Source organism: Sagittula stellata E-37 (assembly GCF_039724765.1).
Taxonomy (GTDB): Bacteria; Pseudomonadota; Alphaproteobacteria; order Rhodobacterales; family Rhodobacteraceae; genus Sagittula; species Sagittula stellata.
In genome coordinates this window covers 3,433,609-3,452,831 of record NZ_CP155729.1, presented here as the reverse complement: position 1 = coordinate 3,452,831, position 19,223 = coordinate 3,433,609, and the positions used below count along the sequence as shown (strand labels likewise).

Here is a 19,223-nt window from a genome sequence, read left to right as displayed (position 1 = left end):
GATTGAGCAGCTGTTGTCGCAAGGTTGCGCAATGTGACTGCGGCAACGCCGAAACCCTCGATCAGCGCATCACCTGGACAGGTTGCCCAGGCGGCTTTACGTGCCGGTCAGGTCGGACGGAACAGCCGGCAGGCACACCTTGCGGCCCGAGGATGTCGTTTCGACCGAGACGTCGATGCCGTAGACCGCGCTCAGGGCTTCCGTGGTCAGCACCTCGTCACAGGGGCCGCAGGCCATCCGTTGCCCGGATTTCATCAAAAGGACGCGGGCGCCCAACTGAAACGCATGGTCCGGGTTGTGGGTGGACAGCACCACGCCGTGGCCGCCATGCGCGGCCGCTCGGGCCAGCCCCGAAATCCGGGCCAGCACATGCGCCTCATTGCCGAAGTCGAGGCTGGCGGTCGGTTCGTCCATGACCATCAGCGGCGCTTCCTGCGCCAGGGCGCGGGCGATCAGCACCAACTGCCGTTGCCCACCGGACAAGCGGGAGTAATCCGCTTCGGCAAGGTGTCCGATGCCCAGTTGCTCCATGGCGAGGAAGGCGCGGTCGCGGTCTGCGCGCGAAGGCTGCCCGAAGGCCCCCAGCCGCGCGGTCCGGCCCATCAGGACCACCTCAAGCGCCTCGAACGGGAAGGGCGGGGCGTGTGCTTGCGGCACGTAGGAAATCTGACGCGCGACCTCGGCCCGGCGCTGCGCGGTGATCGGATTGCCCGACAGGAGCACCTCGCCCGACAGCGGCGGCAACAGACCCAACAGGGTTCGGAACAGGGTCGTCTTCCCGCAACCGTTGGGACCGAGCAGGCACAACACGTCGCCCGGTGCTACGGTAAGGTTCAGGCCGGTGCCGATTGTCCGGCGCCCATAGCCGATGGACAGATCGCGTGCCTCCAGCATCAGCTCCAGCCCCTGCGTCCGCGCGCGAGGAGCCAGACGAAGAACGGGGCGCCGATGACAGCCGTGAGGATACCCAGCGGGATCTCTGCGGCGGCTAGCGTGCGGGCGGCGGTGTCGACGACCAGCAGGTAAAGTGCGCCGATCAGCACAGAGGTTGGCAGCAGCCTGCCGAAGGCCGGCCCGGCCAGCATCCGGGCGATATGCGGGATCACCAGTCCGACCCAGCCGACGACCCCCGCCAGCGCCGTGACACTTGCGGTCACGAGTGTGGCGGCGGCGATGACGAGAAATCGGGTGCGCCCGGCATCGATGCCGAGGGAGCGGGCCTCTTCGTCGCCCAGGGACAGGACGTTGATCCGCCAGCGCAACACCCAAAGCGGCACCAGACCAAGAAGGACGAGGGGCAGGGCAGGCAGGATGTCGTCGGAGGTCGTCGCCGCCAGAGATCCCAGAAGCCAGAAGGTGATCGCCGGAAGCTGGTCGTAGGGGTCCGCCATGATCTTCAGCAAAGAGGTTGCCGCCCCCGCCAGCGCGCCGATCACCACGCCGATCAACACCAGAGACAGAGTCCTGTCCGTGCCCTGGACCGCCGAGGCCACCAGCATGACCACCCCGACCGCGACCATTCCTCCGACAAAGGCGGAGCCCTGGATCGCGGCGACGGGCAGAGACAGGAAGATGCCCGCGACCGCGCCCAATCCGGCCCCGGCAGAGACACCGAGGATATCCGGCGACACCAGCGGGTTGCGGAACAGGGCCTGGTAGCTGGCCCCCGCGGCGGCCAATGCCGCCCCAACCAGCAGCGCGGCGGCGACGCGGGGCAGGCGGATCTTCCAGACGACGATGGTGGATTGCGCGTCCCCCCGGCCGACAAGCGTGGCCAGCACCTCGCCCGGGGAAAGGGCGAAGGGGCCGATCATGATCGCAGCGAAGGCCGTCACGCAGACCAGCGCCACCAGCACACCGATCAGGGTCGTCCCCGGAAAGCGCGCGACACGGTCCCTCGGTGTGGTGCCTACCTCGGGCGCCCGTCCGTCCATTCCAGAAGCCTGTCCAGTTCGTCCTCGTCGAGGTCCACGTGATAATAGAGGCTGTAAAACGCGCGCGTGTCGTCACGCAGGTCCGACGTCCACTCTTCCGGGTACAGCAGCCCGGCCATCCAGATCAGGCCGATCATCCGGTTGAGCGACGGCGGGCGGTCGATCCAGCCGAAGGGCTCGACCGGCGACAGGTAGACCCGCCCGCGCTGCACCGCGTCGATCCCGGCCCACATCGGATCGTCGAACACCTTCGCGTAGTAGTTGTCGTCCCAAGTCACGATGGTGTCGGGGTTGGCCACGATCACCTGTTCCATGGAGGCATTCACAAGCCCGCGTGTCGCTCCGCCATCGTCGGCGACGTTGCGGCCCCCGGCGCGCTCGATGATCTCCGTGTTGATTGAGCCCTTCATCCCGGTTTCCAGCCCGTCCGGACCGCGTGCGAGGTAGACGCGCGGACGGTCCTCTTCCGGGATTTCCGACAGGAGAGCGTCGATCCGGGCAAAGGTCTCCTCGACATCGGCGGCCAGCGTCTCGCCACGGACGGGCACGCCCAGGATGTCCCCGACCAGTCGAAGCGCCTCCGGCGTCGCCTCGAACCGGCCGTCGACTAGGATGTAGGGAATTCCTGTCTGTTCCTGCACCCGGTCGGCGAGGTCGACGTAGGTATCCCGGACGGACCCGAAGTCGATGATGAGATCGGGCTCGATGGACAGGACCCGTTCAAGGTTGGCCTCTCCGCCGCGCCCGGTCAGCCGCCCGGTTTCCGGCAGGTCCCGGTAGGGGGCGGCGATGTAAGGCCGTTCCGACGGGCGCAGCGCGCGCGGCCAGCCGGGAAGGGTGTCGGGCTTCAGGATGTAGGTGAGTACAGCCGCCGTCGGACCGGCGGCAAAGACCGTGTGCACCTCATCGGGGATCTCGACCACGCGCCCGGCACTATCGGTCACGCTGCGCGCGGCGACAGGACCTGCAAGCAGCAGGACGAAAAAAAGACAGAACGCGCGCATCTGGGGGCAAGACCTTCTTCGCTGCGTGGCTGGCGACCGTCGCCACACCGTTTGGACAAACTGCAATGACACGCGCCGCATTGGAAGGCGGATGGGCGGGTGTTGACGTTAGGTTAATTTGCATGGACCGCGGTTGGCCTTTCCAACCCGTCGTTTGCAAATCGCGTTGAATGGTATACCAGAATCCCATGCCACGCAGGTGGTGTCCAGGCAGGGAAGAGAACGACATGATCGAAAGCTGGCGGTGGTATGGGGATCTCGACACGATCTCGCTGAACCAGATCCTCCAGACCGGCGCATCCGGCATCGTGACCGCGCTGCACGAAATCCCCTATGGCGAGGTGTGGCCGCGAGATGCGGTCGCCAAGCGTACCGCCCGCATACGCGCCGCCGGGATGGAATGGGTCGTCTGCGAAAGCCTGCCACTGCACGAAGACATCAAGCTGGGGAGCGGCGACCTCGGGACGTTGTTCGCGCACTATCGGCAATCGATGGCCAACCTCGCGGCCGAGGGTGTCACCGCGATCTGTTACAACTTCATGCCGCTGATCGATTGGACACGGACGGACCTTGCCGCACCGGTGGTCTCGGGCGGAACCTGCCTGCGCTTCGACGCGGTCAAGATGGCGGCGTTCGAGCTGCACATGCTGGGCCGCGCGGCAGCGGAAGATGACTATTCCGCAGCGGTCGTCACGAAGGCGGCGGCGTGGCACGAGGCCTCTTCCGATGACGATCGCGCCGCGCTGCTGAATGCCATCATGTGCGGTTTGCCGGGTGCCTACGACCGCTACGACATCGAACAGCTCCGCGCGGCGCTGGCCCGTTACGACGGCATGACCCGCGACGACATCCGCGCCAACTTCAAGCGGTTCCTCGAAGAAGTGGTGCCGACCGCGGAAGAGCTTGGCGTGCGGCTTTGCGTGCATCCGGACGATCCCCCGCGCGACATCCTGGGCCTGCCAAGGGTCGTCTCGGGCGCCGAGGACGTGGCCTGGGTGATGGGCGCGGTCGACAGCGTCGCAAACGGACTGACGCTTTGTTCCGGTTCTCTGGGGGCAGGGCCTGCGAACGATCCCGTCGCCATCGCCCGCACCCACGCCGACCGCATCCACTTCGCCCACCTCCGCAATGTGCGCAAGGAACCCGACGGGTCGTTCGAAGAGGCGGCGCACCTGGAAGGCGACACGGACATGGTGGCGCTGGCGCGCGTCTTGCTGGACGAAGAGGCAAAGCGTCAGGCCGATGGCCGCGCGGATGCGAACATCCCTTGGCGCCCCGATCATGGTCACGACCTGCTTGACGACCTGACCCGCGACAATTTCCCCGGTTACCCGCTGATCGGGCGGATGCGGGGCCTGGCCGAGATGCGGGGTGTCATCGCCGCGTTGAAGGCGGGCTGATCTGCGCCGTTGCGCGCCCCGGTTACGGGGCGCGCAACAGGGTCACGCGACCGAAGCGAACCCGGCATCGAGCGCCGACAGGATCGTGTCCACATGCGCCGCCGTCAGGACCAGCGGTGGCGACAGGATGATGTTCGGGCCAGAGACCCGCACCATCGCGCCCGCCTCGTAGGTTGCGCGGTGGATCCGGCCGACGGTCTTCTTGTCGATTGCGGTCTTGGAGGCACGGTCGGACACAAGCTCCAGCGCGCACATCAGACCGTGCCCGCCGCGCACGTCGCCGATCAACTCGAACTTCGCCTGCAACGCTTTCAAGCCGTCGAAAAGCTGCGCCCCCCGCGCCGCCGCATTGTCCTTGACCGACAGCCGCTCCGTTTCCTTCAGGCAGGCGATGGCGGCCGCGGCCCCCACCGGATGACCGGAATACGTGTAGCCCGATCCGATGGACGCCTTGCCGGAAGTGTCAGATTCGAAGACCTCCACGATTTTGTCCGACAGCATGACCGCACCGAAGGGGAAGTACCCGTTGGTGATCGCCTTCGCGGTGCAGGCCATGTCGGGTTGCACGCCCCAGTGACGCGAACCGGTCCAGTCGCCGGTGCGCCCGAAGGCCGTGATGACTTCGTCTGCGATCAGCAAGATGCCGTTGCGGTCGCAGATCTCGCGCACGCCGGGCATGAAGCTTTCGTGCGGTGGAATGACCCCGCCAGCGCCAAGTACCGGTTCCATGATGAAGGCGGCGATGGTGCCCGCGCCCTGGAAAGCGATCTCGTCCTCCAGCGCTGCAAGGCACATCTGCGCCAGCCGCTCCGGGTCCGTTTCGTTGAAGGGGTTGCGATAGGTGTAGGGGGCGGGGATGTGGAAGCAGCCCGCCATCAGCGGCTCGTACTGGGTGCGGAAGTTCGCGTTGCCGTTTACCGAGGCGCCCAGCGTGTGTGTGCCGTGGTAGCCCTTCTTAAGGCTCAGGAACTTGGTCCGCCCGGCCTCGCCCCGCACCTTGTGGTATTGGCGGGCAAGGCGCAGAGACACCTCGACCGAATCCGATCCGCCAGAGGTGAAGAAGGCACGGCTCAGCCCGTCGGGGGCGAAGAACTCCTTCAGCATCCACGACAGCTCGATCACCGCGTCGTTCGAGGTGCCCCGGAAGATCGAGTAGTAGGGCAGCTTGTCGAGCTGTGCCGTGATGGCGTCCTTCACGGGCTGGCAGGAATAGCCGAGGTTCACGTTCCACAGGCCGCCCACCGCATCCACGGAGCGAAAACCATCGACATCGGTGATCTCCACCCCTTCGCCACCGACGATGATGTCGGGCGGATTGGCCAGGCTGTCAGCCGGATGCGCCATCGGGTGCCACAGGTGCCGGGCGTTGTTTTCCTTGAGGAAGTTGCTGTCTTTCATCGGGGCCTCTTATCGTTCCGCCGGACTGGGCCGGCGTGTTTCATGTGTTTCGGGCCATGACCCGCCCATCGAACGCGAGGCGTCGTGGGCGGCATGGCGCAGTTTCTCCGCAATGTCGGCGAGGCGTTCAGGGCGGGCGCGGACTGCCGGAACCGCAACCGACAGTGCGCCGATCACCCGTCCGTCCTCGCCATAGATCGGCACCCCCTGCGAGGCGACTTCGGCGTCGAAAGTTCCATCGGACTGGGCGAGGCCGCTTTGCCTGACCTCCTCGATCATCGCCTTGAGCCGGGCCGGATCGGTGACCGTCTTGCCGGTGTGATGGGTCAGCGGCCGCGACAGTACCCGTGCGCGCAGGTCCTCGGGTCCAAAGGCCAGCACCGCCAGACCGGAGGACGTTGCGTGCAGCGGCAGCACTTCGGCTTCGTCGAAGTGGACCTGGATGCCGTGCAGGTGGGGATCGGCATGGACCACCGTCGACAGGGCATCGCCCTGCAGGATCGAGGCATGCGCCAACTCTCCCGTCGCTTCGGCCAGCGCCGTCACGATGGGCCGGAGCAGCTTGCGCACGGGGAAGGCGGCCTCGCGCACACCGGCCAGCCGCAACAGCGCGGGGCCAAGCCGGTAGGCGCGCGTCACGGGATGCTGTTCGAGGAAGCCGTTTTCCGTCAGCTCGGTCAGGTGGCGGTGCACGGTCGCCTTGTCGCGCCCGGCGAGGCGGGCGAACTCACCCAGCCCGATTTCCGCCCGCGCGGCAGAGAAATGGTTCAAGAGGTCCAGCGCCTTGGTGATCGTGCCCATCAGCGCCCCCACTCGAAGAAACGGACGATCTCTTCGCCGATGGCGTCACGGTCTGCGTGTTGGTGAAGGCTTTCGTGCGCGCGCGCGGTGACTTCCGGCCCGACGACGTCTGCGTATTCTTCGATCAGGTCGCAAATGAACCCGTGTGACATCTCTGGGTGATGTTGAACGGTAAACAGGTGGTCGCCCATCGTCAGCCCGCCCACTGGCAACCCGTCCCCCTCATAGACGATTTGGGTGCCTTGGGGCGCCTCCGCCACCTGCTCGATATGCGAGCCGTAGAAAAGCATCTGGTCCGAACCTGTGGCCCAGGGCATCGGCGCGACCCGGCGCAACGCCAGCAATCCATGCCCCCATCCCAGAGGATTGCGGACGATCGGGGCGCCAAGCGCGCGGGCGATTAGCTGGTGGCCGAAACAGGCGCCGAACACCTTCTGCTGGCGGTCGATAGCGGCCAGCAGCATGTCGCGCAGGCGTAGCATCCATGGGGCGTCCTCCGTCACGCTTGCGGGGCTGCCGGTGACCACGATCCCGTCGAACGCCGATGCATCGTCGGGGAAGTCGCCCTTGCAGACCCAGAAGGTCGAAAACCGCCAATCCGGGCGGGAGGTGCCCAGTAGCGTGGCGAACTTCTCTCCGTCGTCCGCTCGGGCTGCCGCGAAGTCGCTGAAGTCGGTGTTGGTTATGAGGATGGCAATGTGCATCACACGAACCACACATAGAAATCCAGGAGCGCGTTCGGCTCCAGGTCGCGGGTTTTGCGGAACTCGCGTTCCTTCATGAAGACCTGATGCGCGCAAAGCTCCGGCCCCACGGCGTCCGTCAGCGCGGTGTCGGTGGACAGGTCGCGCACCGCCTGCCGCAGGTTCTGCGCGCTGCTGTCCTTGGCGTCGATGCGGTCAAAACCGTCGCCCGTCTCCATCGGCGGCAGGTCGTACTTGCCCTCGACCCCCAGGCGTGCGGCCTGAAGCACGGCGGCGGCGGCGGTGTAGGGGTTGGCGGAGGCGTCGGCCATCCGGTGTTCCAGCCGGGCCTTGGCGCCGCCCTCGGTCGAGATGCGCGTGGTCACGCCGCGATGGTCGCCGCCCCAGTTCCGCCAGTAACCCGACATGGCGCCGGGTTGCAGGCGCAGGTAGCTGCCCGTCGTCGGCGCGACCAGCCCGGCCAGCCCCTTGTGGTGGCGCACCAGCCCGGCAAGACAGCCGCGCGACAGGTCGTTCAGGTGATCGGGGCCACCCTTCGGCCCGTTCGACAGCGCGTTCTGCCCGCTGTCGTCGGTGAAGGAGAAGTTGATATGCATGCCGGAGCCGCCCAGTTCCGGGATTGGTTTCGGCAGGAAAGTCAGCACGACGCCGTGGTTCAGCGCGACCTCTCGGGCCATCTGGCGGAACAGAACGATATCGTCCACCGCCTTGAGCGCGTCGTCGAAGGTCAGCGTGTATTCGTACTGCGGGCTGTCGTATTCGGCGGTGATCATGTCCAGCCGGAAGCCCAGGGCCTCGGCCTTTGCCCAGATCATGTCGTTGATGTGCATCGGGTCGGCAAATGGGCCGGTGCCGTAGACCACGCCGCCCGGCGCATCGTATGGCCGCAGGCGGCCGGTCTCGTCGCCCTGCAAAGCGAAGGCCTCAAGTTCGATCCCCAGCTTCGGTTTCAACCCCATCTTTCCCCAGTCCGCGATGGCCCGTTTCAACGCGCCGCGAGGACAGAGGGGCAGGGGGCCGTCCTCGTCGTAGAGGTCGCCCAGCACCACGCGGGTCGACGGCTCCCATCCCTCGCGGATGTCGGAGGCCTGCCAGCGCAGTTCCATGTCGGGCATCCCTTCACGCACCTTGGCGTGCGGCGCGTCCAGCAAAAGGTCGCGGTCGTAGTGCACACCAAAGGTCGCACGGGCGAAGCGGCTGTTTTCGTCGCCGATCTTGGATCCCGGCAGGTACTTCCCCCGGCAGATCGAGAGGTGGTCGCAGAACATGGCGCGCAGGCGGTCTTGCATAGGGTCCTCAAGTAGCGAAGCGGTAGGACATGAACTGTCCTCAAGTAGCGAAACGGCGGGCCGGTGCCCTATGCCGGGGTGACGGTCACGGGCAGACGCTTGATCCCGTTGACGAAGTTCGAGCGGACGAAGGCCTCCTGACCGGCGGGCGCGATAGCCTTGATCCGGGCGCAGAGTTCCTGAAACAGCACGCGGACCTCCAGCCGGGCAAGGTGCATCCCGAGGCAGACATGCGGACCGCCTTGGCCCCAGGCCAGTTGGCGGTTGGGTTTGCGCGTCAGGTCCAGCCTGTAGGGATCTTCGAATATCGTGTCGTCTCGGTTGGCGGAAGCGAACCAATACAGCACCTTGTCGCCCGCGCGGATGGTCTGGCCGTGCACCTCGACATCTTTCGTGGCCGTGCGGCGGAAGTAGGTGGCGGGCGACGCCCAACGAACGATCTCGTCCGTGCCGGTGGCCCAGACCTCGCCGGATTGGAACTGTTCCAGAAGGCCGGGCTGCCGGGCCAGCGCCTGTATGCCCGCGGCAATGGAGTAACGCGTCGTGTCGTTGCCCGCCGCGACCAGCAGACAGAAGAAGTTGCGGAACTCCGTCTCCGAGATCGCCTCGCCGTTTTCGTCGGGCTGAAGGACCATATGCAGCACGCCGTCAGTGTCCCCGGCGGCGTTCTTCCGGTCCATCAGGTCACGGGCGTATTCATAAAGTTCGGCGCCGGCCGGAGAGTTGAACGGCATCATGCGGTAGGCGTCGGTGTCCATACGGTCGACAACATGCTCGGTGAAGTCGGGATCGGAATTGGCCATCAGCGCGTCGCCCTTCTCGACCAGCCACGGCAGGTCCTCTTCCGGAGTCCCCAAGATCTGGCCGAGCATCCGCATCGGCAGTTCGCGGGCGATCTCGCGCGTGGCGTCGAAGCTGCCCATGTCCAGCGCGCGGTCGAGGATCGGCCCGCAAAGGTCGCGGATCTGCCCTTCGAAGCCTGCCACCACAGGGGCGGAGAATGCCTTGGCCACCTTCATGCGGACCTTGCGATGCTCGCGTCCGTCGGTCTCCTGGAAGGTGCGGCGGGCCATGTATTCCTCGTGGGTCTGGTCCTCCATCCGGATGCCGCGGGCGGAGGTGAAGGTCTCCGTATCGCGGATCATCTGCACGATGTCCTCATGGCGGGTGATCGACCAGTAACCCTCGCCGTGTTCGAAGTCCGACCACGCGCAGGGCGTGTCCGAGCGCATGCGCGCAAAGGTGTTGTACGGCGCGCCGTTCGCAAAGGAATCGTGGGAGCCGAGGTCGGCGTGCCCGTCGTCGTCAGGAACCCAGATGGTCATAGGTGCGCTTTCTGCGTTGGATTTTCAGACGGTCGTCGAAGTGGCGGGTCTGGCGCCCCGAGATGCGTTTCGCAAAGCGGGCCGAGGACTTGCGCGCCAGGCTGCGGCGGTCGGCAGGTGTCCAGTCCCGCCACGTCTTCCAGGCGGTGCTCCCCACGATCAGGAGGATCAGCACGAACAGCACGAAGGCAATGGGCCGGTCGATGAAGTCCCACGGGGTGTTGACCCGGTTCATCGCGGCGCGCAGCTTCACCTCCATGATGTTGCCCAGCACCATGCCAAGCACGATAGGCACGATGGGCAGGTTCAGCCGCTTCAGCACGTAGCCGAACAGACCGAAGACGGCGGCAATGGCGCAATCGACTGCCGAATTGCGGATCGAGTACACGCCGACGAAGGACAGCAGCAGAATGCACATGCCAAGGAAGCGGTTGGGGATCTGCGTCAGTTTCACCAGCGCCCCGGTCGACACCAGCAGGAAGCCAACCACCAGCACGTTGAGGATCAGCAGCGCGAGGTAGAGCGCCACGACAAAGTCCATCTGGTAAAGGAACAGCCCCGGTCCCGGCACGACGTTGTGCACGTAGAAGACCGACAGCATCATTGCGGTCAGCGCCTCGCCCGGGATCCCCAGCGCCAGGAGCGGGATCATCGCGGCCGCGGGCACGGCGTTGTTGGCGGTCTCCGACGCGATCAGCCCTTCGGACGATCCGTGACCGAAGGCTTCGGGCGACTTCGACAGCTTCCGGGCCGAGGTGTAGGACATGAACTGCGCGGTGAATTCTCCCACGCCGGGGATCATGCCCATCAGAACTCCGAAGGAGGCCGAGATCCCGGCGACGCGCGGATGCCGCATCAGCTCCCGGAAGCCCTGGAACAGAGAGCCGCGCGATTTCGGCGTGCGGATCTTTTCGTCGTCCATGGTCAGCAGAAGGAAAGCCTGGCTCAGCGCGAACAGCCCCAGCACCACCACGATCAGGTCGACGCCGGAGGCCAGCCACGTCTGTTCGAAGGTGAAGCGGCGGGTGTACTTGACCGGTTCAAGCCCCACCGTCGACAACAGGATGCCGAAAGCCGACAGCGCGGCGGCGACCAGCATCTGGCCCTTGTGCGCGGTCACCACGAGGACGATCCCAAGGAGTGCGGCCAGGAAAATCTCGCGTGAGCCGAACATCGGCGCAACCTTCGCCAGCACCGGTGACAGCAGGATGAGGCAGAGGACAGAGAAGATGCCGCCGAAGAAGCTGGCGGAATACGCCAGCGACAGGGCGCGCCGGCCCTCTCCGCGCAGCGTCATCGGGAACCCGTCGTAGGTGGTCAGGGCGTTGACCGCCGTACCGGGTGTGTTGATCAGGATTGCAGGGATCGCGCCGCCGTACATCGACGAACCGTAGATGCCCAACAGCATGGTCAGGCCGACGATCGGGTCCATGCTGAAGGTCGCGGGCAAGAGGATGGCGATGGCGACGGCGGGGCCCACGCCGGGGATGGCGCCGATGGCCACCCCGCCGATGGAGCCGACCACCAGGGCCAGCATCACGTCCCAGCGGGCCAGAACGTCGAGGGCTGCGAAAAACACGTCCATCAGAGGTACTGCAACGCAAAGCTGCGGACCGCATCCGGCAGCAGTTCATAAAGCGCGGCGCCCGGGATCTTCACGCCCAGGATGCCCTTGAACAGAATGACCGTGCCCACGGCAAAGGCCACGGCGAGCCAAATGTACAGGGCCGAGCGATACCCCAGCCTCCACGTCAGCGCGGCGGCGAAGGCGATGCTCATAGGCAGGAAGCCGATCCACGGCACGGCAAACACGTAGACCATGAACCAGACCGCGTATTCCAACGGTTCCAGCCAGCGTCTGGCCTCGGCCCAGTCGGCGCGGGCAGGGCGGCGGCGCTTCATCAGCCAGAAATTCAGCCCGAAGGTCACGACCATGGTCACGATGGCGACAGCGGGCCAGAAGCGCGGCTGCGCGGCAAAGCTCTTGGCGTCCTCGATCCAGACGGTCTGCGACGGGATCTGCGACAGCAACACCAACGACACCAGCAGCGCCGCGCCGACGAATACGATCTGGCCGGAGACGCGGGTGCGCGCCTGAAGTTCGGATTCCGTGCTCACGATGGGTGGCCCTTGTCAGCGGGGTGGAAAAGGGAAGGGCCATCACGCAGCCCTTCCCGACGAGGTGTTACTGGCCGAGCGCCTCGGAAATCGCGCCAAGCGTTTCCTTGTCCTTGGCGATGATCTCGGCGCTTTCGTCAGCGTTCTTCCAATAGACCAGAGCACCGGTTTCCTCGGCCACCTTCTGCGCGCGTTCGGACATCACGGTCTTTTCGGCGACAGCGGCAATCTTGTCCCGGACGTCCTGCGGAGTGTCCTTGCTGACGAACAGACCGTTCCAGAGCGAAATGTTCAGCGAGGGGTCCACTTCGCCGATGGTCGGCGTGTCCGGCACCTTCGAGATGCGCTCGCCGGTGATCGCCACCAGCACCTTCACCTGGTCGAGGCAGGGCAGAACCAGTTGCAGCGTGGTGTTGATGACGTCCGCATCGCCGGATGCCAGGGTATTGCAGTCCAGCGCGTCGAAGGCCGCGTCGGAGGCCCACTCGAAGTCCATGTTCGCAGCCAGCGCCTTGGTCACCTGCGTCGGTGTCAGCACGTCGCCGAAGTGGCCCAGCACCACGTCGTTCTCCTTAGCGTAATCGGCCAGTTCCTCCATGCTGGAATAGGGCGCGTTGCCGCCCGTGGCGATCACGAAGGGGTAGGTCAGGAAGATGCCGATGGGGTCGAACTTTTCGGGCGTCAGTTCGGGAATGTCGATCTCGTGCCCGATCAGCGGAACGGCGGGAACGAACGATCCGATGGTGTAGCCGTCGGCGGGCGCGTTCGCCACTTCGATGGCGCCGGGGAAGGGGCCGCCGCCGCCGCCGGGCTTGTTCACGACCGCCGCCGCGACGCCGTATTCCTCCTGGAAGTCCTCGGCGATCATGCGCGTCAGCACGTCCTCAAGGTCGCCCGGGGGCCACGGCACGATGAAGCTGACGGGCTTTTCGGGATACTCGGCCAGCGCCGCACCGGCGGTCAGAGCCAGCGCCGCGACAGAGGCGGTGAAGATGGATTTCATGGTCGTCTCCCTGGTGTTGTGGATCATTATTTGAACCATCGGTATTAAAAGATCATCATTCGCGATCTGCGACCTGTCAATCTTCTTCTTTGAGAAATGGCTCGGATTGACAGGCGCCTCACCGGATGCCCAATATATCGTCACTGCAGGTTTGAATAATGAACCAATATGGGGCGCACGCATGGACATGTCACGACTATCCGATCTCAGGACCGCAGAGGTCGCGCCGGTGCGCCACCTCATCGACGGCGCCTCCTGCGGCGCCTCTGACGGGGCCGAGATGGACGTGATCTCTCCGCTCGACGGGCGCGTCCTGACAACCATGGCCAAGGGCACGCGGGACGATGCCACCCGCGCCGTGGCCGCTGCGCGCGCCGCCTTCGAGGATCGTCGCTGGGCGGGTCGGGCCCCTGCCGAGCGCAAGAAGGTCCTGCTCAAATGGGCCGACCTGATCGAGGCGAACGCGCTCGACCTCGCCGTTCTGGGGGTGCGCGACAACGGCACCGAAATCGGCATGGCGCTGAAGGCGGAACCGCTCTCTGCCGCCGCCACGATCCGCTACTACGCCGAAGCCATCGACAAGATTGCCGGGGAGGTCGCGCCGACCGCCGACGGGATCCTGGGCCTCGTCCACCGCGAGCCGGCGGGCGTGGTCGCCGCCATCGTGCCGTGGAACTTCCCCCTGATGATCGGCGCGTGGAAGCTCGGGCCGGCGCTGGCGGCGGGCTGTTCGGTCGTGCTGAAACCGGCCGAGACCGCCTCACTCACCCTCGTCCGTATCGCCGAACTGGCGCTGGACGCCGGGCTACCTCCGGGCGTGTTGAACGTGGTCTGCGGCGAGGGCGCCGTCGTAGGCGATGCGCTGGCGCATTCCATGGATGTGGATGTGCTGGTCTTCACCGGCTCGGGACCCACCGGGCGCCGCCTGCTCGAAGCGTCTGCCCGGTCGAACATGAAGCGTGTATACCTTGAACTCGGAGGCAAGTCGCCCAACGTGGTCTTCGCCGACGCCCCGGACCTGCGCGAGGCCGCCAAGGTCTCCGCCGCCGGGATCTTCCGCAATGCCGGTCAGGTCTGCGTCGCGGGCTCCCGCGTGCTGGTCGAACGGTCCATCGACGAGGAATTCACGACGCTCCTGGCCGAGGTGGCGCAGGGCATGAAGGTCGGCGATCCGCTCGACCCCGCGACCAATGCGGGCGCCGTCAATTCGCTCAGGCAGTTGCAGCAGAACCTCGCCTTCGTCGAGGAGGCGCGCGGGCAGGGACGCACCGTTCTGGGCGGGCGCCGCATCCACGAAGACACGGGCGGCTACTACATGGAGCCGACAATCGTCACCGGTGTCGATCCCTCTGACCGGATCGCGCAGGAAGAGGTCTTCGGCCCCGTCCTCGCCGTCATGCCCTTCGACACGGAGGAGGAGGCAGTCGCCCTCGCCAATGGCACCGACTTCGGGCTGGCGGCGGCGGTCTGGACCTCCGACCTGTCCCGCGCGCATCGCATGGTGCGCCGCATCCGTGCCGGTGTCGTTCATGTAAACACATATGGCGGCACGGACCTGACCGTGCCCCTCGGCGGCGTGAAGCAGTCCGGCAACGGACACGACAAGTCGCTGCACGCCTTCGACAAGTACCTCGACCTGAAAACCGCCTGGATCAAGCTGGAGCCCTGAGATGACCGACGCCGCGCCTGACCGCACCATCCTCGTCGTTGGCACCTACGACACCAAGAACGACGAGCTCGACTATATCGCCGGGGTGCTCCGGGGGCAGGGCGGCGGTGTGCTGACCATGGACGTGAGCGTGCTGGGCGATCCGGCCAGACCCTGTGACGTCTCCAAGCACGATGTGGCGGAAGCGGGTGGCTCGTCCATCGGGGCGGCCATTGCAACAGGGGACGAAAACGCCGCGATGCAGATCATGGCGGCGGGGGCCTCGGCGCTGGCCACGCGGCTGCACACTGAGGGCCGGATCGACGGGGTGATCGTGCTGGGCGGTACGATGGGCACCGATCTTGCGCTGGACGTCTGCGCCGCCCTGCCGCTCGGTGTGCCGAAATACGTGGTTTCGACGGTCTCCTTCTCGCCGCTGATTCCGGCGGAGCGTCTTGCGGCGGACATCCAGATGATCCTCTGGGCAGGCGGTCTCTATGGTCTGAACTCCGTCTGCAAGGCGTCGCTGTCCCAAGCCGCGGGTGCGGTGCTGGGTGCGGCGCGTGCCGTCGAACGACCGGACCGCGACCGTCCGCTGATCGGCATGACGTCCTTCGGCAAGACCGTGCTGCGCTACATGGTGGCCCTGAAACCGGCGCTGGAGGCGCGCGGCTTCGAAGTCGCCGTGTTCCACGCCACCGGCATGGGCGGGCGCGCGTTCGAGTCGCTGGCAGCCGAGGGCGCCTTCGCCTGTGTGATGGACTTCGCGCCGCAGGAAGTGGGCAACCACCTGATGGGCTCGACGATCAGCGCCGGGGCCGACCGCATGACCAACGCCGGACGGGTCGGCGTGCCACAGATGGTCGCGCCGGGGTGCTATGACCTCGTGGATTTCGTCGGCTGGCAGGACGCACCGGCCCGGCTGGCCGCGCAGGAGGTTCACGCCCACAACCGTCTTCTGTCCTCCGTTCTGCTCGACGCCGGGCAGCGCAGGGAACTGGCGCGGACGCTGTGCGACAAGCTGTCCGGGGCGCGTGGCGAAACAGTGTTCTTCCTTCCCCTGCGGGGCGGCAACGAATGGGATCGCGAAGGTGGTCCGCTGCACGACGCGGACGGGCTTGCCGCCTTCATCGCGGAACTGCGCGACGCCTGCCCTTCGAACGTGACGCTGCGCGAGTTGGACGCCCACATCAACGATGCGGCCTTCACGGACGCCGTGCTGGAAAAGTTTGACGATTGGGTCGCCAGCGGGATCGTGCGTTCCGAGGTCTGAACGGCCCCCTTGTGCGGCGGGCCGTGTCGTGGTGCTCTGTCGGCAGTCCGCATCGCGGGCAAGGGAGGGACATATGCAGCTTGCGCTCAACCACATGACCATGCCGCGCCTCGACTGGAGGGCGCTCCTGATGCTGGCGAAGCGGAGCGGCTGTACGGGCGTCGAGTTTCGCAACGACCTTGGCCGCCCGCTGTTCGAGGGGTTCACCGCCGAAACCGTCTGTGAAGAGGCTCAGGCGTTGGGGCTGAGTGTCTTCGGTCTCAGCCAGGTCGGCATGTTCAACGACTGGTCCGATGCCAAGGCTCAAGAGGTCGCCTCTCTCATAACCGTCGCACAGGACCTCGAGGCCGAAACCATCAGTCTGATCCCGCGCAACGACGGCACCGGGCTCGACGATCTGAACGCGGTGAAGGTCGCCCTGAGGGAAATCCTGCCCCTTCTTGAAGAGGCTGACATGACAGCGCTGGTAGAGCCTTTGGGCTTCGTCCAGTCCTCGCTCCGGACCAAGGCCGAAGCGATCGAGGCCATCGAAGCGGTCGGCGGCGCGAGTCGTTTCAAGCTGGTGCACGACACCTTCCACCACTTCCTGTCCGGCGAGACGGAGTTTTTCGCCGACTGGACCGGGATGGTGCATGTCTCGGGTGTGACCGATCCCGACATCTCGCTGGTAACCATCGCGGACCGCGACCGGGGCGTGGTGACGGAGGACGACAGGTTAGACAACCTTGGCCAGCTTTCGGCTCTGCGCGCCGCGGGATACGCTGGTCCCGTGTCGATGGAGGCGTTCGCGCCGGAGTTCCACAAGCTTCCGGCAGACAAGGCCGAGGGATTGCTCATGGCTTCTTTCGATCTGCTTCGGACCGTCACGGGTTGATCCTTGTGCCAATCGCTGCGCCAGACGGAGCGAAACATGCCGCCGATTTGGGCATATCGGTCGGCGCGAGGGCAAGCATGCGTAAGCGTGGCATGTTTCTGTTGCTTCGAATCGAGGTGAAGCGGTAGCGATTCCCCAGCGACAACGGCGTCGCGGTTCCCGAAAACCGGGTGAAATGAGCAAGGCTGCTCGATGCGTCACGACGTGGGTCGTGACCGTATCGGCGGCCTTTTTTGTGTTCTGGAGACAGGTCTGGAGACTGGTCATGAAGAGTTTCCCGATGTTCCTGCGCATGAACGGACGCCGTGTGGTCATCTGCGGCGGTGGTGAAGAGGCGGCCCGCAAGTGTCGGCTGGTGCTGAAGACAGAGGCGGAGATCATCGTCGTCGGCCCCGCCGAGGACCCTGAACTGGAAAGCCTGATCGCATCCGGCCGTGTGCTCCATGAGGCGGCGGCGGATGCGCACACGTTCGACGGGGCGGCCCTCACCTTCATCGCCACCGGCTGTCCCGCGTATGACGCGGCGCTGGCGTGTCTGGCGCGCGGGGCGGGAGCGGTGGTTAACGTCGTCGACCGGCCCGAGATGTGCGATGCCTTCACGCCCTCCATCGTCGACCGCGATCCGGTCGTCGTGGCTATCGGCACCGAAGGTGCCGCGCCCGTGCTGGGTCGCCGCATCAAGACGGACATCGAAACCATGCTGCCACCACGCCTCGGCCCTTTCGTGGGGCTTGTGGGCCGCCTGCGCGGCGCGGTGGCGCAACGCGTCGCCCCGGCCCGCCGCCGCGCCTTCTGGGAATGGGTTTTCGATGGCGCCCCCTTTCAAGCCCATCTCGACGGGCGGGAGCGTGACGCCGCGCGACTGATCAAGGACGCTGTGAACGCTGGCACATCCCCCGAAGCGAAAGGACATATCGCTCTGGTCGGCGCGGGGCCGGGCGCGCGCGACCTGCTGACCCTGCGCGCCGTGCAACGGCTGCAACAGGCCGACATCATCTTCTACGACCGCCTGGTCGATCCGGAGGTGCTGGAACTTGCCCGCCGCGACGCCGACCGGGTCTATGTCGGCAAGGAGGTCGGCGCCTGCGCCTGGCCGCAGGACCATATCGACCGCCTGATTGTCGCCGAAGCCGCGAAGGGCCGCCGGGTGGTCCGCCTGAAATCGGGTGACCCGTCCGTCTTCGGTCGCGCCGCCGAGGAACTGGCCGCCGCCGAGGCCGCCGGAATCGACGTCGAAATCGTGCCCGGCATCACGGCTGCCTCCGCCGCCGCCGCCCGCCTGAAAACCCCGCTGACAGAACGCGGAGAGATCGACACCTTCGCATTGACCACAGGGACCAGCCGTCCCGGCGATGCCGACCCGTGCCGCGCGCGCCTCGCCCATCCGGGCACGGCAGTGGCCTTCTACATGGCGGTGGACAAGGCCGAAGTCGTGCGCCGCGACATGATGGCCGCAGGTGCGCCCGGCGCATGCCCGGTGGACATCGTGGCCTGCGTCAGTTCACCGGAGGAACGGCACGTGTCGTGCACACTCGACACGCTGCCAGACAAGATCCATGCCGAAGGCGTGCGCAGCCCCGCCATCCTTTTCGTCCGCTACCCGAAGTCCATGGCGGCGGCGTCGCGCCCGGCGGCACTTCTCGCGGCAGAATGAACCCTTTCCGGGGCTGGCCTTTCCGGGCGCGGCGCGCCAGCATGATCCCGCGCATCGTGCAGTGACGAGGAGGGGCCATGACAGGAACAGATATCCGTGCGGGGGAAATGACCGTCGCAGCCGCCCCGGCCGACGGCGACCGCCTGGCTTTCATCGGTCGGATACGCACGCCTTGGACCGACCGCCGCGACTGTCCGCGACAGGGGAGCACCGACGGTCCGGAATGTCGGCTGATCGTCGACGACGTCTGGATCCCTGCGCTTGCGGGGCTCGATGATTACGCCACGATAGAGGTGCTTTACTGGCTCGACCGGGCAAGGCGCGATCTCGTGACCCAGTCGCCGCGCGGCGATGGCACCGTCTACGGCACCTTCGCGCTCCGCTCGCCTGTCCGGCCCAATCCCATCGGCACGTCCATCGTTCGCCTCGACAGGATCGAGCGCGGCATCCTCACGGTGCGCGGCCTCGATTGTCTGGACGGCACGCCCCTGCTGGACATCAAACCCGACCGTGCCCTTTTTATCCCGAAAGCTCCGCCGAAGTCGGGCGTCTGACGGAAGGGCCTCTGGTACGGTCCTGTTCAACCGTCTTGGATTGTCGCGAGAGTATCGCAACCGGCATAGTGAAGCGGAATGCGCGACCGTCCCGATACCGTCTTGGGCGCCGCCATCGAGGCCACCTGCGAGGCACCGGCATCGTCTGGACGGCACTGTTCGCGCGTGCAGGCGTGTTCGCTGGACTGTCCATTTTGGCCAGGCAGGACTGGCCTGTGCCGGGCGAGCGTCCCCTGTACTGCCG

17 protein-coding genes are annotated in these 19,223 nt (G+C 66.1%); 6 read left to right on the top strand and 11 right to left on the bottom strand.

Annotated features, from left to right (window positions below; translation table 11 throughout):
* Positions 1-96: 96 nt before the first annotated feature.
* The 3 genes from ABFK29_RS16395 to ABFK29_RS16385 are packed head-to-tail and all read right to left on the bottom strand — an operon-like array spanning position 97 to position 2,938.
* Positions 97-894, bottom strand: coding sequence for an ABC transporter ATP-binding protein (locus tag ABFK29_RS16395; protein ID WP_005862315.1), 798 nt, complete (start codon positions 892-894; stop codon positions 97-99).
* Positions 894-1,934: a FecCD family ABC transporter permease gene (locus tag ABFK29_RS16390; RefSeq protein WP_005862313.1), complete on the bottom strand. Its 1,041-nt coding sequence runs from the start codon at positions 1,932-1,934 to the stop codon at positions 894-896. The genes ABFK29_RS16395 and ABFK29_RS16390 overlap by 1 nt, the downstream gene beginning before the upstream one ends.
* The gene (locus ABFK29_RS16385) at positions 1,910-2,938 is read right to left on the bottom strand and encodes an iron ABC transporter substrate-binding protein (RefSeq protein WP_005862311.1); all 1,029 of its coding nucleotides are present in this window, start codon (positions 2,936-2,938) and stop codon (positions 1,910-1,912) included. The genes ABFK29_RS16390 and ABFK29_RS16385 overlap by 25 nt, the downstream gene beginning before the upstream one ends.
* 227 nt (positions 2,939-3,165) lie before the next feature.
* On the opposite strand from ABFK29_RS16385, the gene uxuA reads away from it, so the two are divergent.
* A complete protein-coding gene (uxuA, locus tag ABFK29_RS16380; protein WP_005862309.1) occupies positions 3,166-4,338 on the top strand; it encodes a mannonate dehydratase in 1,173 nt (390 codons plus the stop codon).
* Between the two features lie 42 nt (positions 4,339-4,380).
* Here uxuA and ABFK29_RS16375 read toward each other — a convergent pair whose 3' ends face one another.
* The 8 genes from ABFK29_RS16375 to ABFK29_RS16340 form a co-directional block, all read right to left on the bottom strand.
* A complete protein-coding gene (locus tag ABFK29_RS16375; protein ID WP_005862307.1) occupies positions 4,381-5,736 on the bottom strand; it encodes an aspartate aminotransferase family protein in 1,356 nt (451 codons plus the stop codon).
* A 9-nt stretch (positions 5,737-5,745) separates the two neighbouring features.
* Positions 5,746-6,537: an IclR family transcriptional regulator gene (locus ABFK29_RS16370; protein ID WP_040605001.1), complete on the bottom strand. Its 792-nt coding sequence runs from the start codon at positions 6,535-6,537 to the stop codon at positions 5,746-5,748.
* Positions 6,537-7,241 (bottom strand): type 1 glutamine amidotransferase, encoded by a 705-nt coding sequence (locus ABFK29_RS16365; protein WP_005862296.1) that lies wholly within the window; start codon positions 7,239-7,241, stop codon positions 6,537-6,539. Before ABFK29_RS16365 ends, ABFK29_RS16370 begins: the two co-directional genes overlap by 1 nt.
* Positions 7,241-8,530: a glutamine synthetase family protein gene (locus ABFK29_RS16360; protein ID WP_005862294.1), complete on the bottom strand. Its 1,290-nt coding sequence runs from the start codon at positions 8,528-8,530 to the stop codon at positions 7,241-7,243. Before ABFK29_RS16360 ends, ABFK29_RS16365 begins: the two co-directional genes overlap by 1 nt.
* A 68-nt stretch (positions 8,531-8,598) precedes the next feature.
* Positions 8,599-9,855: a cytochrome P450 gene (locus tag ABFK29_RS16355; protein WP_005862292.1), complete on the bottom strand. Its 1,257-nt coding sequence runs from the start codon at positions 9,853-9,855 to the stop codon at positions 8,599-8,601.
* Positions 9,836-11,440, bottom strand: a complete 1,605-nt coding sequence (locus ABFK29_RS16350; protein WP_005862290.1) for a tripartite tricarboxylate transporter permease — start codon at positions 11,438-11,440, stop codon at positions 9,836-9,838. Before ABFK29_RS16350 ends, ABFK29_RS16355 begins: the two co-directional genes overlap by 20 nt.
* Positions 11,440-11,973, bottom strand: coding sequence for a tripartite tricarboxylate transporter TctB family protein (locus ABFK29_RS16345; protein ID WP_005862288.1), 534 nt, complete (start codon positions 11,971-11,973; stop codon positions 11,440-11,442). Before ABFK29_RS16345 ends, ABFK29_RS16350 begins: the two co-directional genes overlap by 1 nt.
* 67 nt (positions 11,974-12,040) lie before the next feature.
* Positions 12,041-12,976, bottom strand: a complete 936-nt coding sequence (locus ABFK29_RS16340; protein WP_040604999.1) for a tripartite tricarboxylate transporter substrate-binding protein — start codon at positions 12,974-12,976, stop codon at positions 12,041-12,043.
* 181 nt (positions 12,977-13,157) lie between these two features.
* On the opposite strand from ABFK29_RS16340, the gene ABFK29_RS16335 reads away from it, so the two are divergent.
* From ABFK29_RS16335 to tsaA, 5 genes are all read left to right on the top strand, one after another.
* Entirely contained in the window at positions 13,158-14,645 is a 1,488-nt protein-coding gene (locus ABFK29_RS16335; RefSeq protein WP_005862284.1) for an aldehyde dehydrogenase, read from the top strand.
* 1 nt (position 14,646) lies between these two features.
* Complete coding sequence (locus ABFK29_RS16330; RefSeq protein ID WP_005862282.1) at positions 14,647-15,897, top strand: Tm-1-like ATP-binding domain-containing protein; 1,251 nt, start codon at positions 14,647-14,649, stop codon at positions 15,895-15,897.
* 73 nt (positions 15,898-15,970) lie between these two features.
* The gene (locus ABFK29_RS16325; protein WP_005862280.1) at positions 15,971-16,771 is read left to right on the top strand and encodes a TIM barrel protein; all 801 of its coding nucleotides are present in this window, start codon (positions 15,971-15,973) and stop codon (positions 16,769-16,771) included.
* A 265-nt stretch (positions 16,772-17,036) separates the two neighbouring features.
* On the top strand, positions 17,037-18,425 hold the full coding sequence (gene cysG, locus ABFK29_RS16320) for a siroheme synthase CysG (protein WP_005862278.1): 1,389 nt from the start codon (positions 17,037-17,039) through the stop codon (positions 18,423-18,425).
* A gap of 77 nt (positions 18,426-18,502) precedes the next feature.
* On the top strand, positions 18,503-18,979 hold the full coding sequence (gene tsaA, locus ABFK29_RS16315) for a tRNA (N6-threonylcarbamoyladenosine(37)-N6)-methyltransferase TrmO (protein WP_040604981.1): 477 nt from the start codon (positions 18,503-18,505) through the stop codon (positions 18,977-18,979).
* The last annotated feature ends 244 nt before the right edge of the window (positions 18,980-19,223 follow it).